The 14,063-nt window shown below is 66.1% G+C and carries 14 protein-coding genes; 10 read left to right on the top strand and 4 right to left on the bottom strand.

What is annotated here, in order from left to right; all coding sequences use genetic code 11:
• Positions 1 to 39: 39 nt before the first annotated feature.
• Positions 40 to 1,128: a heat-inducible transcriptional repressor HrcA gene (hrcA, locus tag WHZ77_RS00150; RefSeq protein ID WP_375311842.1), complete on the bottom strand. Its 1,089-nt coding sequence runs from the start codon at positions 1,126 to 1,128 to the stop codon at positions 40 to 42.
• 174 nt (positions 1,129 to 1,302) lie between these two features.
• Between hrcA and rph the strand changes: the two genes are divergently transcribed.
• Genes rph through hemW form a run of 3 tightly spaced genes read left to right on the top strand, consistent with a single transcriptional unit; the run spans position 1,303 to position 3,864 of the window.
• On the top strand, positions 1,303 to 2,016 hold the full coding sequence (rph, locus tag WHZ77_RS00145) for a ribonuclease PH (RefSeq protein ID WP_375311841.1): 714 nt from the start codon (positions 1,303 to 1,305) through the stop codon (positions 2,014 to 2,016).
• A gap of 11 nt (positions 2,017 to 2,027) precedes the next feature.
• On the top strand, positions 2,028 to 2,663 hold the full coding sequence (gene rdgB / locus WHZ77_RS00140; protein ID WP_375311840.1) for an RdgB/HAM1 family non-canonical purine NTP pyrophosphatase: 636 nt from the start codon (positions 2,028 to 2,030) through the stop codon (positions 2,661 to 2,663).
• Between the two features lie 16 nt (positions 2,664 to 2,679).
• Complete coding sequence (hemW, locus tag WHZ77_RS00135) at positions 2,680 to 3,864, top strand: radical SAM family heme chaperone HemW (RefSeq protein WP_375314869.1); 1,185 nt, start codon at positions 2,680 to 2,682, stop codon at positions 3,862 to 3,864.
• Between the two features lie 125 nt (positions 3,865 to 3,989).
• On the opposite strand, the gene WHZ77_RS00130 is transcribed toward hemW, so the two are convergent.
• Complete coding sequence (locus WHZ77_RS00130; RefSeq protein ID WP_375311839.1) at positions 3,990 to 5,225, bottom strand: penicillin-binding protein activator; 1,236 nt, start codon at positions 5,223 to 5,225, stop codon at positions 3,990 to 3,992.
• Positions 5,226 to 5,564: 339 nt separating this feature from the next.
• Between WHZ77_RS00130 and rsmI the strand changes: the two genes are divergently transcribed.
• The 7 genes from rsmI to WHZ77_RS00095 all read left to right on the top strand — a co-directional run bounded on the left by rsmI (position 5,565) and on the right by WHZ77_RS00095 (position 12,741).
• Complete coding sequence (gene rsmI / locus WHZ77_RS00125; RefSeq protein ID WP_375311838.1) at positions 5,565 to 6,515, top strand: 16S rRNA (cytidine(1402)-2'-O)-methyltransferase; 951 nt, start codon at positions 5,565 to 5,567, stop codon at positions 6,513 to 6,515.
• Complete coding sequence (locus WHZ77_RS00120) at positions 6,502 to 6,903, top strand: YraN family protein (protein ID WP_375314868.1); 402 nt, start codon at positions 6,502 to 6,504, stop codon at positions 6,901 to 6,903. Before rsmI ends, WHZ77_RS00120 begins: the two co-directional genes overlap by 14 nt.
• A 10-nt stretch (positions 6,904 to 6,913) precedes the next feature.
• Positions 6,914 to 7,858 carry a glutathione synthase gene (gene gshB, locus WHZ77_RS00115; RefSeq protein ID WP_375311837.1) on the top strand — a complete coding sequence of 315 codons (945 nt, stop codon included), beginning with the start codon at positions 6,914 to 6,916 and terminating at the stop codon, positions 7,856 to 7,858.
• Positions 7,859 to 8,316: 458 nt separating this feature from the next.
• Positions 8,317 to 9,135: a Flp pilus assembly protein CpaB gene (gene cpaB, locus WHZ77_RS00110; RefSeq protein WP_375311836.1), complete on the top strand. Its 819-nt coding sequence runs from the start codon at positions 8,317 to 8,319 to the stop codon at positions 9,133 to 9,135.
• 13 nt (positions 9,136 to 9,148) lie between these two features.
• A complete protein-coding gene (locus tag WHZ77_RS00105) occupies positions 9,149 to 10,666 on the top strand; it encodes a type II and III secretion system protein family protein (protein ID WP_375311835.1) in 1,518 nt (505 codons plus the stop codon).
• A 51-nt stretch (positions 10,667 to 10,717) separates the two neighbouring features.
• The gene (locus WHZ77_RS00100; RefSeq protein ID WP_375311834.1) at positions 10,718 to 11,452 is read left to right on the top strand and encodes a CpaD family pilus assembly protein; all 735 of its coding nucleotides are present in this window, start codon (positions 10,718 to 10,720) and stop codon (positions 11,450 to 11,452) included.
• Positions 11,449 to 12,741: a CpaE family protein gene (locus WHZ77_RS00095; RefSeq protein WP_375311833.1), complete on the top strand. Its 1,293-nt coding sequence runs from the start codon at positions 11,449 to 11,451 to the stop codon at positions 12,739 to 12,741. Before WHZ77_RS00100 ends, WHZ77_RS00095 begins: the two co-directional genes overlap by 4 nt.
• Before the next feature lie 79 nt (positions 12,742 to 12,820).
• On the opposite strand, the gene WHZ77_RS00090 is transcribed toward WHZ77_RS00095, so the two are convergent.
• Positions 12,821 to 13,594, bottom strand: coding sequence for a tetratricopeptide repeat protein (locus tag WHZ77_RS00090; RefSeq protein WP_375311832.1), 774 nt, complete (start codon positions 13,592 to 13,594; stop codon positions 12,821 to 12,823).
• A gap of 79 nt (positions 13,595 to 13,673) precedes the next feature.
• On the bottom strand, positions 13,674 to 13,919 hold the full coding sequence (locus tag WHZ77_RS00085) for a PilZ domain-containing protein (protein ID WP_027534981.1): 246 nt from the start codon (positions 13,917 to 13,919) through the stop codon (positions 13,674 to 13,676).
• Positions 13,920 to 14,063 lie beyond the last annotated feature (144 nt).

Below are 14,063 nucleotides of genomic sequence, written 5' to 3'. Positions count from 1 at the left end.
GCGGCGAAAATCAAGCGCCCGTGATCGCGGGAACGCCGGTCAGCCCCCCAGAAGGCGGCTGACGATGCGGGCGGCGTAGTCCACGGTCGGGATCACACGGGCATAATTCAGCCGTGTCGGCCCGATGACGCCCAAAACGCCGACGATGTGGCCGGCGGCATCCCGATAGGGCGAGATGATCGTGGAGGAGCCGGATAGCGAGAACAGCTTGTTCTCCGAGCCGATGAAGATACGCACGCCCTCGGCGGTCTCGGCCCGGCCGAGCAGATCGACCACGCCGCGCTTGGTCTCGAGGTCGTCAAACAGCAGCCGGACCCGCTCGAGGTCCTCCAAAGCGTGCAAATCCTCCAGCAGATTGGCGTGGCCGCGCACGATCAGCTGACGATCCTCATTCTCGCCGCCGGACCAGCTGGCGATGCCGGCTGCGATCACCTTCTGGGTGAGCTGGTCGAGCTCGGCACGGGCTTCGCCGAGTGCGGTTTCGAGCTCGAGCCGCGCCTCGGCCAACGTCCGCCCGCGAATCCGCGCATTGAGGAAATTGCCGGCCTCCGTGAGTGCCGAGGACGGAACACCGGGCGGCAGGGTCAAGACACGGTTTTCCACCTGGCCGTCCTCGCCGACGAGGATCACCAGCGCCTTCTCGGGTTCCAGACGGACGAATTCGATATGCTTCAGCCGCGAATTGGATTTTGGCGTCAGCACCACGGCGGCGGCGCGGGTGAGGCCGGACAGCCGCGTCAGCGCCTCCGACAGCGCCGCCTCGACCGATTGGGCGTGGCCCACCGACGTCAACTGGCTCTGGATCGACTGCCGCTCGGCCTCGTTGAGGTCACCGACCTGCATCAAGGCGTCGACGAAGAAGCGCAGGCCGAGTTCCGTCGGCAGCCGGCCGGCGGAGGTGTGCGGAGCATAGATCAGGCCGAGCTGCTCCAGATCGGCCATGACGTTGCGCACCGAGGCCGGCGACAGCGGCATGGCGATCAGGCGCGAGATATTGCGCGAGCCGACCGGCTCGCCGGTCGCCAGATAGCTTTCGACAATTTGACGAAAGATGTCGCGGGAACGCTCGTTGAGCTGGGCGAGGCCCGCGCGCGGCGCGATCAGATGGATCGGATCGTGATGGGCCACAAACGGTAACTCCTCTCAGACGCTTGTAATTTGTCTATCCGCACCGCCCATGACAAGCGTGGTCTTGCGGTTGTTTGACGGTTGCCTGGGGACCGAAAAGGCCTTGCCGCTCACCCTCACCCCACCTACAAGCACCGCGAACAGCCTATTCCCGTGAGTTTTGGAGGATTTCCCATGCGGCCAAGCCGCCGTGCGCCCGACGAATTGCGCCCCGTGACGCTGGAGCGCGGCGTGGTCAAATATGCGGAAGGCTCCTGCCTGGTGAAATTCGGCGACACCCATGTGCTGGTCACCGCCACGCTGGAGGACCGCCTGCCGCCATGGCTGAAGGGCCAGGGCCGCGGCTGGGTCACCGCCGAATACGGCATGCTGCCCCGCGCGACCTCGGAACGCACCCGCCGCGAGGCTGCCGCGGGCAAGCAGAGCGGCCGTACCGTCGAGATCCAGCGCCTGATCGGCCGCTCGCTGCGTACCATCGTCGATCTCGAAGCGCTCGGCGAGCGCCAGATCACGGTCGATTGCGACGTGCTCCAGGCCGACGGCGGCACCCGCACCGCCTCGATCACCGGCGCCTGGGTCGCGCTGGCCGATTGCATCAGCTGGATGAAGGCGCGCAACATGATCAAGACCAACGTGATGCGCGACAACGTCGCCGCGATCTCCTGCGGCATCTACAACGGCAACCCGGTGCTCGATCTCGATTATGCCGAGGATTCGGCAGCCGAGACCGACGCCAATTTCGTCATGACCGGCGACGGCCGCATCATCGAGGTGCAGGGCACCGCGGAACGCGAGCCGTTCACGCAGGACGAGTTCCTGGCGCTGATGGCGTTGGCGCGCAAGGGCATCGCGCGTCTCGTGGACTTGCAGAAACTGGCCGTGGCGTAGTCAATAGGCCGATGCACCGTCGAATCACCGGAAAGCTCGTCATTGCGACCCACAATCCCGGCAAGCTCGCCGAGATGAAGGAGCTGCTCACGCCTTACGGCATCGACGCGGTGTCGGCCGGCGAGCTAGGCCTCGGTGAGCCTGAAGAGACCGGCAACGATTTCCGCAGCAACGCCGCGATCAAGGCGATCGCCGCGGCGCAGGCAACCAGGCTTCCCGCATTCGCCGATGATTCCGGCATCGTGGTCGACGCGCTCGACGGCGCGCCCGGCATCTACAGCGCGCGCTGGGCCGGCCCAGGCAAGGACTTCGCTGCGGCAATGGCGCAGATCGAACGCCTGCTGCAGGAGCGCGGCGCGACCACATCGGACAAGCGCACCGCGCATTTCGTCTCCGCGCTCTGCGTCGCCTGGCCCGACGATCATCTCGAAGAGGTCGAGGCGCGTGCCGACGGCACGCTGGTCTGGCCGCCGCGCGGCACCGCCGGCTTCGGCTACGATCCGATGTTCCTGCCCAACGGTCATGACCGCACCTTCGGCGAGATGGCCAGCATCGAGAAGCACGGCCTGCCGCCGCTCGGCCTCGGCCTGTCGCACCGCGCCCGCGCCTTCGTGAAACTGGCGGAGATCTGCCTTGAGCCGCGCTAGAGCGTTTTCGAGCGAAGTGGATACCGGTTCGCGCCAGGAAAACGCGTCAAAACAAGAATCCGAAGCCTTCGGCGTTTACGTGCACTGGCCCTTCTGCCTGTCGAAGTGTCCCTATTGCGACTTCAACAGCCATGTCCGCCACGCCGCGATCGACGAAGCCCGCTTCGCTTCGGCTTTTGCGCGTGAAATCGAAACCACCGCGCAGCGCGCCCCCGGCCGCGAGGTCACCTCGATCTTCCTCGGCGGCGGCACGCCGTCGCTGATGCAGCCGGCAACCGTCGGAGCCGTGCTCGATGCCATCGGCAAGCACTGGCGCGTCGCCAGCGATGTCGAGGTGACGCTGGAAGCGAACCCCACCAGCGTCGAGGCCACCCGCTTCGCCGGCTATCGCGCCGCCGGCGTCAACCGCGTCTCGCTCGGCGTGCAGGCGCTCGACGATGCCTCGCTAAAAGCGCTGGGCCGCATGCACAGCGCGCGCGAGGCCCTCGATGCCGTTGCGATCGCACGCCGCTCGTTCGACCGCTATTCGTTCGACCTGATCTACGCCCGTCCCGACCAGACGCCGGCAATGTGGGCCGATGAACTCAAGCTCGCGATCGATGAAGCGGCCGAACACCTGTCGCTGTATCAACTGACGATCGAAGAGGGCACGCCGTTTTTCGGCCTGCACCAGGCCGGCAAGCTGAAGACACCGGACGAAGCGGTCGCGCGTGCGCTCTACGACGTGACGCAGGAGACCTGCGACAGGCTTGGCCTGCCCGCCTACGAGATTTCGAACCACGCGCGGCCGGGCGCCGAATGCCGGCACAATCTGGTGTACTGGCGCGGTGAGGAATATGCCGGCATCGGTCCCGGCGCGCACGGCCGCCTCGACATCGACGGCATCCGCCACGCCACCGCCACCGAGAAGCGTCCCGAGGCCTGGTTGATGCGGGTCGAGACCAACGGCCACGGCAACGTCACCGACGATCTCCTCAACAGCGAAGAGCGTGCCGACGAATTCCTGCTGATGGGATTGCGTCTAGCCGAGGGCATCGATCCCGAGCGTTACAGGGCGCTGTCCGGCCGCCCGCTCGATCCCAAGCGCATCGCGCTGCTGCGCGAGGAAGGTGCGATCATCGTGGATGCGACGGGACGGTTGCGCGTGACCAGCAGCGGGTTTCCGGTGCTGGACGCGGTGGTCGCGGATCTCGCGGCGTAGCGCAATCTCGCAGGGTGGGCAAAGCGAAGCGTGCCCACCATTCTCACGGCGTTTACGGATAGACGGTGGGCACGGCGCAAAGTGCGCCTTTGCCCACCCTACCGCTACGACGCCGTCTTCCCGAACTACGCCCCAAAACTCTTCGGCGAGCCCGCGACCGCAACGCCACCGCCGGTCGTCACCTTCATCACCGCAAGGCCGCGTTCATTGGTGCCATCGGCGCGGAAGCGGAAAAGGCCATCGATGCCGGCGAAGCCGGAAGGGTTGGTCAGCACGTCCGGCGAGAAGCGCGTCGGGCCCTGCGTGCGCGCGAGCGCGGCGACGAGGGCGACCGCGTCATAGGCGAGCGTCGCGGTGCGGATCGGATCGGCGCCGTATTTGGTGCGATAGCGGCCGGAGAAGGCACGGAAGCCGGCCGGATCTGGCGCGGCATAGAGACCGCCTTGCAGGCTCGAATTGGCGTAGACGCGCGGGCTGTCCCACAGGCCGGTGCCGAGCAGCTGGATGTTGCGCAAATTCGCGCCCGCGGCGGTCATCGCGTCGGCCACCGAGACAACGGCATCGCCGTCATCGGCAATGAACAGCGCATCCGCGCCGCCGAGCTGCTGCGCAACGGTGCGCGCCGGCGTGGCGCGATCGGCGCCGTATTTCTCGAACGCGACGATGCGCCCGCCACGGCGCGGCACCGCCGCCTTCACCGCGGCCTCGACGACATTGCCATAGGCATTGTCAGGCACGAGCACGGCGACGGAGCGCTTTCCGATGCTGGCGGAATATTCGACGATGCGGTTGACATCGGACTCCGGCAGGAACGAGAGCAGAAAGACGCCGCGGCCGGCGATGCTGGAGTCGGTCGAGAACGCGATCACGGAAATGCCGCGCGTGCGCGCGACCTGCGCGACCGCTGGGACGGATTGCGCGAACAGCGGCCCCAGGATGATCTCGGCGCCCTCGTCGACCGCCTGCTGTGCGCTTGCTTGCGCGCCTTGCGGGCTGCCGTTGTCGTCCTTGATCAGGAGCTGGATGTTGGGGTTCTGGAACTCGGCCAGCGCCATCTCCGCGGCGTTGCGCATCGATTGCGCGGCAAGCCCGGCATTGCCGGCGGCGGAGAGCGGCAGGATCACCGCGACCTTGACCCCGCCGGTGCCGGCGGTCGTCGCCTGCTGCGGCGGGCCAGCCGGCTGGGCCGGCGGCGACGAGGAACTGCTAAAGGGATTGGAGAACTGGCTGAGACTCTGCTGCACGCCGGCGCAGGCCGACAGCAGCGGCGTGCCGAGCAGCAGGCCGAGCGCACTCCGCCGGGTCGCTCCCGACAATCGGGGGCCCGGAACGGGAGACTTTAGATCACGCGGGCCCGGCATGGCAGCTTCTCTTCTGACCGGCCCTCGCCAGCCGGTCACAACACTCTTTCCACGACACAAGCCGCGGATTCAGGCATATTGTCGGCAAATAGTTAACTGAAACAAAAGGATAATATCCGCTTAACGCGGCCACGCCCTCAAGTTCTGGCTAGCTGTCCACCGTCCGTCACCCAGCATCAAGGCGGCCTTTCCGCCGCGAATATGGCACTGACGGTTCATTCGCTCTCGAATGTGATGTCGGATGGATCACATTCCAGTCCTCCCACCCCTTCCCTCGGCATGATCTTTTTCGCGGGACCGGTTCCCAGCCCCGGAGATCATGCCTAAGTTCGTCTGATTATGCGCGCAAAGCCGGCCCCGATAAATACACCTGAAGCTACGGACGCCGCCCCGCGCGGTTTCTCGATCGATGCCCATCGGCTGACCGCGCCGAAGGCGGCGCCGGGCCTGCATCTGGTCGCGACCCCTATCGGCAATCTCGGCGACATCACGCTGCGGGCGCTCCAGACGCTCGCCGGCGTCGACGTCATCGCCTGCGAGGACACCCGCATCACCCGGCGCCTGACCGAGCGCTACGACATCTCGGCGCAGCTCAAGCAATATCACGAGCACAATGCGGAAGCCGCGCGCCCCAGGATCCTGGAGGCGCTGGCGCGGGGCGGCTCGGTCGCGCTGGTGTCCGACGCCGGCACGCCGCTGATCTCCGATCCCGGCTTCAAGCTGGTGCGCGAGGTCTGCGCGGCCGGCCATGCGGTCTACGCGCTGCCCGGCCCGTCCTCGGTGCTGGCGGCGCTGTCGGTGGCGGCACTGCCGACCGACCGGTTCTTCTTCGAGGGTTTTTTGCCGGCGAAATCGGCCGCGCGCAGGTCCCGTCTTGCCGAGCTTGCCCGCATCGATGCCACGCTGGTCATGTTCGACTCCGGCAACCGGGTGCAGGACACGCTGGCCGAGCTCGCCGAGATCATGGGCACCCGCGAAGCTGCGATCTGCCGCGAGCTGACCAAGCTGCACGAGCAGATTTCCCGCGCGACACTGACCGAGCTTGCGCGCGACGCCGATACGCTGGAGACACGCGGCGAATTCGTGCTGGTGATCGCTCCGCCAGCGGCCGACGCCGACATGCTGACATCGGATGCGCTGGACGATCTGCTGCGCGCGCAGCTTGCCGCACATAGCGTCAAGGACGCCGTGGCGCATGCGGTCGTGCTGTCGGGACGGCCGCGCCGCGAGGTCTATGCCCGTGCGCTCGAACTCGCAAAAGATGTGCGGGGCGATGATGGCCAAGACTGACGAGGCCAAGGCGCCGAAAGTCGCCTCGCCCGAACGCGTCGCCGCGTTCCGCACCGGCATCTCCGCGGAAAGCCGCGCTGCGGCCTATCTGATGGCCAAGGGCTATCGCATCCTCGCAAAGCGCTTCCGCACACCGCATGGCGAGATCGACATCGTGGCGCGCCGCCGCAATCTGATCGCCTTCGTCGAGGTCAAGGCCCGTGCGACGCTGGATGACGCCGCCTTCGCCGTGACACCGCGCCAGCAGCAGCGCATCATCGACGCCGCGCGAGGCTGGCTCGTCGCGCATCCCGAGCATGCCGAATTCGAATTGCGATTCGACGCCATGCTGATTGCGCCGCGGTCACTTCCGCGCCATGTGTTGGCGGCATTCGACGCCTCGACCTGAAAGGCAGACCATGAAACTGAACGTCGCCGTCCAGATGGACCCCATCGCCCGCATCAACATCAAGGGCGATTCCACCTTCGCGCTGCTTCTGGAGGCGCAGAAGCGCGGCCATGGCCTGTCCTATTACACGCCCGACCAGCTCTCGATGGTCGGCGAGGAAATCGTCGCTCCCGTCCAGCTCCTGACGGTGCGCGACGAGCCCGGCAATCACTTCACGCTCGGCGAGCCCAGGCGCGAGGCACTGAACGGCTTTGACGTGGTGCTGCTGCGCCAGGATCCGCCGTTCGACCTCGCCTACATCACCTCGACGCATCTGCTCGAACGCATCCATCCGAAGACGCTGGTCGTCAATAATCCCGCCTCGGTGCGCAACGCGCCGGAAAAGCTGTTCGTGATGAACTTTCCGCAGCTGATGCCGCCGACGCTGATCTCGCGCGACCTCGACGAGATCAACGCGTTTCGCGACAGGCACGGCGCCGTCGTGATGAAGCCGCTGCACGGCCATGGCGGCGCCGCGGTGTTCCGCGTGATGCCGCAGGACATGAATTTCGGCTCGCTGTTCGACATGTTCTCGGTGACGTTCAGGGAGCCCTGGGTGATCCAGCAGTTCATCCCCGAGGTGAAGCACGGCGACAAGCGCATCATCCTGGTCAACGGCGAGTTTGCCGGCGCGGTGAACCGCGTGCCCGCCGCCGACGACCTCCGCTCCAACATGGTCCGCGGCGGCGCCGCGCAGGAGACCGAGCTCACGCCCCGCGAGCGCGAGATCTGCGCCACCGTCGGCCCGGCGCTGCGCGAGCGCGGCCTGCTGTTCGTCGGCATCGACGTCATCAACGGCAACCTCACCGAGATCAACGTAACCTCGCCCACGGGCATCCGCGCCATTGCAAGGCTAGGTGGGCCTGATGTGGCGGCGAAGGTCTGGGACGTCATCGAGCAGAGGCGGAAGAGGTAAGGCGCACGTAACTTCGTAGCCCGGACACTCAATCTATCACCGTCACCCTGAGGCGGCCGCTTCTTCAGCGGCCCTCGAAGGGCGACGGCCCGGCTGCATCGCGGCCGCACATCCTTCGAGGCTCCGCGTGCGATGCGTTGCATCGCAAGCTTCGCACCTCAGGATGACGGATCGCTGCTTGTACGCTGCGGTGGCACTGTAACTACGATTCCCTCACCACTAACCACCCATTCACCATGACGCCCCGCGCCTCATTCGAACGCAGCAGTCGTCACGCGTGAAACTACGGGGCCATTGGCCGACCGGATAACGCCCCGTTCACCATTCGCCCAGAACCCGCGTCGTGACCGACCGTCCCGCGCGGCCTCGCAACACCCCTTATACTTTTACTCCCTACTCATCGATGCAGGGGAACCCGCCACGTGCGGTTCGAGTGCCCCGCGTAAGAGTAGAAGCGTATGAACACCGCACGCATTGTCGTTCTCGTCATCGCGCTGGGCGCCGGCGGCGTCGCTGCGTATCTGGCGAGCGGCTACGACAACAAGCCCGCGCCCGCCCTTCCCGTCGCCGAGAAGTTGCCGACGGTCGAAGTCCTGATCGCGAAGAACGACATCCAACTCGGCCAGGCCGTCAAGCCCGAGGACCTGCAATGGCAGTCCTGGCCGGCGGCAACGGCCAGCAGCGCCTTCATCCGCCGCGACAACAGGCCCGAAGCACAGACACAGATCGCCGGCTCGATCGCGCGCGTCCCCCTGATGCAGGGCGAGCCGATCCGCGAGCAGAAGCTGGTGAAGGCCGAAGGCTCCGGCTTCATGGCCGCGATCCTGCCGACCGGCATGCGGGCCGTCTCCACCGAAATTTCAGCCGAGACCGGCGCCGGCGGATTCATCCTGCCGAACGACCGCGTCGACATCGTCCTGACGCGGCGCCTGAAGAATCCCGAGGGCGCCAACGGCCCGACCGGCGGCAACGATCTGATCCTGTCAGAGGTCATCCTGACCAACATCCGCGTGCTCGCGATCGACCAGGCGCCGAAGGAAAAGGACGGCCAGAACGCCGTCATCGGCAAGACCGTCACGCTCGAGCTCAAGCCCGACCAGGTCGCCACGCTCTCGGTCGCGCGCCAGGCCGGCACACTGACACTCGCGCTGCGCAGCATCGTCGATGCCAACGCAATCGACCTCTCGGCTGAAGACCTGGCGCTCAAGCGTCAGGGCGGCGGCGTGAACGTGATCCGATACGGGGTACAGGCGCGGCAATTGACGTCACAGAAGTGATGATGGGGACACCATGAACTACGGCGACATTCGGACGGGCCTGCGCCTTCGGGGGAAGCGCACGCACTCGTTCTGGGCAGGAGCAATGCTGATGCTGGGGCTGGCCGCAGCTCCCGATTTCGTCTGCGCCGCGGATACGCCGGTCGGTGACCAGGCGCCGCTGCAGGCACCGGATCTTGGCGTATCGCCGGTTTCGACCATCGCGCCGATGCGCTCGCGCTCGCTATCGCTCGGCGTCGGCAAGTCGGTCGTCATCGACCTGCCGCGCGAGGTCAAGGACGTGCTGGTGGCCGATCCCAAGATCGCCAACGCGGTGATCCGCTCGTCGCTGCGCGCTTATATCATCGGCGGCCAGGTCGGCCAGACCAACGTGGTGTTTTTCTCCTCCGACGGCCAGCAGGTCGCGTCCTACGACATCGCCGTGAAGCGTGACCTCAACGGCATGCGCACCGCGCTGCGCCAGTCGCTGCCGGGCGTGCAGATCGAAGGCGTCGGCGACAGCGTGATGCTGACCGGCTCGGTGTCGAGCCCGGTCGAGGCCCAGCAGGCCGGCGACGTCGCCGCCAAGCTCGTCGGCGGCAGCGAGAAGGTCGTCAACAACATCGTCGTGCGCGGCCGCGACCAGGTGATGCTCAAGGTCGTCGTCGGTGAAGTCCGGCGCGACATCGTCAAGCAGCTGGGCGTCGATCTCAGCGCCAGCCTGAATGCCGGCACCGCGGTGGTGAATTTCAACAATTCCAACCCGTTCTCGGTCAGCGGCGGTCCAATCGTCAGCAGCAACGGGCTCGGCGTGGCCGGCCTTGCCAAGGGCGTCGCCACCGTCAGCGCCACGATGCGCGCGATGGAAAGCGCCGGCGTCATGCGCACGCTCGCCGAACCGAGCCTGACGGCGATCTCGGGCGAATCCGCCACCTTCATCGCTGGCGGCGAATTCCCGATTCCCGCGGGCTATTCTTGCGATCCGGTCACCCACGTCTGTACCACCCAGATCACCTACAAGAAGTTCGGCATCTCCCTGAACTTCACTCCGGTCGTACTCAGCGAAGGCCGCATCAGCCTGCGCGTCATGACCGAAGTCTCGGAGCTGTCGAACACCAACTCGATCACGCTGACGCAGGCGGTGTCCTCGACCTCAAGCAACTCGCTCACCATCCCCTCGATCCAGACCCGCCGCGCCGAGACCACGCTGGAAATTCCCTCCGGCGGTTCGATGGCGATGGCCGGCCTGATCCAGCAGAAGACCAAGCAGGCGGTCAACGGCTTGCCCGGCATCGACCAGGTGCCGATCATCGGCGCGCTGTTCCGCAGCCAGGACTTCGTCAACAACGAGACCGAGCTGATGGTCATCGTGACACCCTATGTGGTGCGCGCGGTCGCCCAAAAGGAATTGTCACGGCCCGACGACGGTTTCGCGCCGGCCTCGGATGCGCAGACGGCGCTGCTCGGCCGCATGAACCGCCTCTATGGCGTCGCGCGCCGCGTCGATCCGATCGAGGGCACGCACGGCGATTTCGGCTTCATCATCGACTGAGCGGACGGTTTGGGGACCGGGGCAAGAAACGGGGCAAGAGGGGACCAGGCGATGACGACAACATCAGCCGATCGACGCCGCAATCTGCGGATCGCGCTCGCACTGACGGGGCTCTCCGTCATGCTGGGCGCCTGCAACACCACCGGCGAGATCGTCACCCAGACGGTGCCGACCGATTATCGCCAGCGCCACCCGATCGCGGTGCAGGAAGGCAAGAAGTCGATCGTGATCTTCGTCGGCAAGGCTCGAGGCGGCCTTTCCGCCGCGCAGCGCGCCGACGTCGCGGGCATCGCCCGGGACTGGGTACGCGATGGCACCGGCTCCGTCGTCGTCGACGTGCCGGTCGACACCGCAAATTCACGCGCCGCGGCGGCGACCTATCAGGACATCCGGTCCGTGCTCGCATCCGGCGGCGTGCCGTCGCGCGCCATCGTCCAGCATCCCTACCGCCCTGAAGATCCCGGCCTGCTGCCGACCATCCGCCTGAGCTATTCGAAGATCGCCGCGATCGCCGGTCCCTGCGGGCTGTGGCCGGAAGACATGGGTCCGAACATCCTCGACCCCGGCTACAACGAGAACCGGCCCTACTTCAATCTCGGCTGCGCCACCCAGCGCAACCTCGCCGCCATGATCGACAACCCGGCCGACCTCGAGCAGCCGCGAGCCGAGACGCCCGCCTACACCGCGCGGCGCGACATCGCCTTCGAGCGCTACCGCAAGGGCTCGACCACCACGACCACCTATCCCGAGGCCGACAGGGCCAAACTCAGCGACACCGGAAAATGACAGGCATTCTCGACGACGAAGACGCGGACGATCCGCGCCACCCCGAGGAACACATTGCGCCGGTTCCTCGCATTTCCGTGCAGGCGTTTTGCGAGACCGAGCAGACGCTCGCCGCGGTGACCGCGGCCGGGCAGGATCGCCGTCTCGCCAAGGCGCATCTCACCGCCAAGGGCGGCGGCCTCGCCGCTGCCGTCGAAGTCTATGACACGATGCCGACGCCGAACGTCATCGTGATCGAATCCGACGGCACGCGCGACATTCTCGAAGGCCTCGACGATCTCGCCGGCGTCTGCGATCCCGGCACCCGCGTGGTCGTGATCGGCAATCCCAACGACACCGCGCCCTACCGCGAGTTGGTGCGCCGCGGCGTCAACGACTACGTGGTCGGGCCGGTCGAAACCCTCGATGTCGTCCGTTCGATCTGCAGCCTGTTCTCGGCCTCCGAAGCCATCATCACCGGCCGCGTCATCGCGGTGGTCGGCGCCAAGGGCGGCGTCGGCGCATCCAGCGTCGCGCACAATTTGGCCTGGACCATCGCGCGCGACCTCGCGCTCGATTCCGTCGTGATCGATCTCGACCTCGCCTTCGGCACCGCCGGCCTCGACTACAACCAGGACCCGGCGCAGGGCATCGCCAATGCGGTGCTGTCGCAGGACCGCCCCGATACGGCGCTGATGGAACGCCTGCTCTCCAAATGCACTGAGCGCCTCAGCCTGCTCGCTGCGCCTGCCACTCTGGATCGCGTCTACGATTTCGGCGCCGAAGCCTTCGATGCGATCTTCGACACGCTGCGCATGACCACGCCCTGCATCGTGCTCGACGTTCCCCACCAATGGTCGGGCTGGACGCGCCGCGCGCTGGTCAACGCCGACGATATCGTCATCGTGGCCGAGCCGGATCTCGCCAATCTGCGCAACACCAAGAACATGCTGAACGTGCTGAAGGCGGCGCGGCCGAACGACCGGCCGCCGCTGTATTGCATCAACCAGGTCGGCATGCACAAGCGCGCGGAGATCGACGTCAAGTCGTTCGCCAAGACCATGGAAAGCCAGCCGATGGCGGTGATCCCGTTCGATTCGAAGCTGTTCTCGACCGCAGCCAACAACGGCCAGATGATCGCAGAGGTCTCCAAGAGCCACCGCACCACGCTTCTGTTTCAGAACATGGCGAACCGTCTCGCCGGGCGCGGCGAGGTCAAGAAGCCGAAGAGCTCGCTGTTCGGACCGCTGCTGAAGAAGCTGAAGGGCAGGACGGGCCGCAGCTCGGCCCCGCATCGCAAGGCGTCTTGAGGAAAAGCGTTTTCGAGCGACGTGGATCCCGGTTCGCGCCAGGAAAACGCGTCAAACGAGAAGCAAGCGAGAGGGCGGATTACTTGTCCGCGCGCTGCTGCTTCTTCGCCAGCAATTGCCGCAGCGCCGTGACCTTTGCCGCGGCCTGGTCTGGCGGCAGATCGCCTTTCACGATGGTCTCGGCCTCGGCCTGCTTGCCTTGCAGGCCCACCACCAGCGCGAGATTGGCGCGCACGCGGGAATCGTTCGCGTTGCGTCCATACGCGCGACGCAGCGTTTCCTCGGCCCGCGGCAGATTGTTTTGCAGCATGTAGGACAGGCCGAGATTGGACAGGACCTGCGGCTCGTCCGGCACGATCTTCAACGCGGTCGCATAATATTGCTGCGCTTCTTCGTTGCGGCCGAGCTGGTCGAGCACCGCGCCTTGCGCCGACAGGATGCGCCAGTCGGGATCTTCCGGCGTATGCGCACGGCTGAGCACGTCGAACGCCTGCTGGAAATTGCCGCTGTCGGCGAGCGCGCGGCCGTAGCCGGCAAGCAGCGCCTTGTTGCTCGAATTATTGAGCACGGCCTGCTCCATCACCGCGACGGCCTGGGCGCTCTGGCCCGTTGTGCGCAGAGCCGTGCCGTATTCGAGGGCGACGTTGGGATCACCAGGCTTGGCGCGATAGCGCTCGCGCAGCGCGTCCATGTCCGGCTTGGAGTCGGCCTTGCCAGCCGTTTCCGACTTACCACCGAGCGCGCCGGTGATGTCCTCGATGCCGGTGGTCTGGCAGCCACCGAGGGCCAGCACCAGAAGCGCGGGAAGCAGGAATCTCGCCGGGGGAGAGGCAAGGGGCGAACGCTTGGACATACTCTGATCACTCGGCGACTGATCAGGGATGCTTACCGATTAACGCTAAAGTCCCGTTAAAGACGAGACCCTTGACGTCTCAATCCGTGAACTCGGCACCGAATTCGCAACCGATGCGCCAGCGCAGGCGGCATTGGCGGGAATAATCCGGCGCGAAGATGATCGTGAACTGCGGCGGCACCTCCAGGAATTCCGCCACCACTTTCACGCCCCCGTCCGAGATATCCGTGATCGTGCAGTCCCGCGGCAGCGAGCCCGCGCCAAAATGAATCTTGGCGAGCCGCGTGCACACCCGTCGTTCGCTTCTGCGGCGATTTGCAAGCATCTTGATTGTTCACTCGTTAGATCACGGCCCATCCCGCAGCTCTAGCAGTAGCGACCATTCGTTGGGATGTGCTGTCCGGAGCCGCTCGCATTCGAGCCGTAGTGTCCGCGTCGTGTTTACGACTTGTTAGGGGCGGTCCAGCCA

The organism is Bradyrhizobium sp. A5 (genome assembly GCF_042076515.1).
GTDB classification, from domain to species: domain Bacteria; phylum Pseudomonadota; class Alphaproteobacteria; order Rhizobiales; family Xanthobacteraceae; genus Bradyrhizobium; species Bradyrhizobium cosmicum.
This window is presented reverse-complemented; position numbering and strand designations above follow the sequence as displayed.

Bases quoted from the DNA above. Each gene is read 5' to 3' on its own strand.
- rdgB (WP_375311840.1), top strand. From the start codon at position 2,028: ATGCACCGTCGAATCACCGGAAAGCTCGTCATTGCGACCCACAATCCC.
- WHZ77_RS00085 (WP_027534981.1), bottom strand. From the start codon at position 13,919: ATGCTTGCAAATCGCCGCAGAAGCGAACGACGGGTGTGCACGCGGCTC.
- WHZ77_RS00100 (WP_375311834.1), top strand. From the start codon at position 10,718: ATGACGACAACATCAGCCGATCGACGCCGCAATCTGCGGATCGCGCTC.
- WHZ77_RS00105 (WP_375311835.1), top strand. From the start codon at position 9,149: ATGAACTACGGCGACATTCGGACGGGCCTGCGCCTTCGGGGGAAGCGC.
- rph (WP_375311841.1), top strand. From the start codon at position 1,303: ATGCGGCCAAGCCGCCGTGCGCCCGACGAATTGCGCCCCGTGACGCTG.
- WHZ77_RS00095 (WP_375311833.1), top strand. From the start codon at position 11,449: ATGACAGGCATTCTCGACGACGAAGACGCGGACGATCCGCGCCACCCC.
- gshB (WP_375311837.1), top strand. From the start codon at position 6,914: ATGAAACTGAACGTCGCCGTCCAGATGGACCCCATCGCCCGCATCAAC.
- rsmI (WP_375311838.1), top strand. From the start codon at position 5,565: ATGCGCGCAAAGCCGGCCCCGATAAATACACCTGAAGCTACGGACGCC.
- WHZ77_RS00090 (WP_375311832.1), bottom strand. From the start codon at position 13,594: ATGTCCAAGCGTTCGCCCCTTGCCTCTCCCCCGGCGAGATTCCTGCTT.
- cpaB (WP_375311836.1), top strand. From the start codon at position 8,317: ATGAACACCGCACGCATTGTCGTTCTCGTCATCGCGCTGGGCGCCGGC.
- WHZ77_RS00120 (WP_375314868.1), top strand. From the start codon at position 6,502: ATGGCCAAGACTGACGAGGCCAAGGCGCCGAAAGTCGCCTCGCCCGAA.
- WHZ77_RS00130 (WP_375311839.1), bottom strand. From the start codon at position 5,225: ATGCCGGGCCCGCGTGATCTAAAGTCTCCCGTTCCGGGCCCCCGATTG.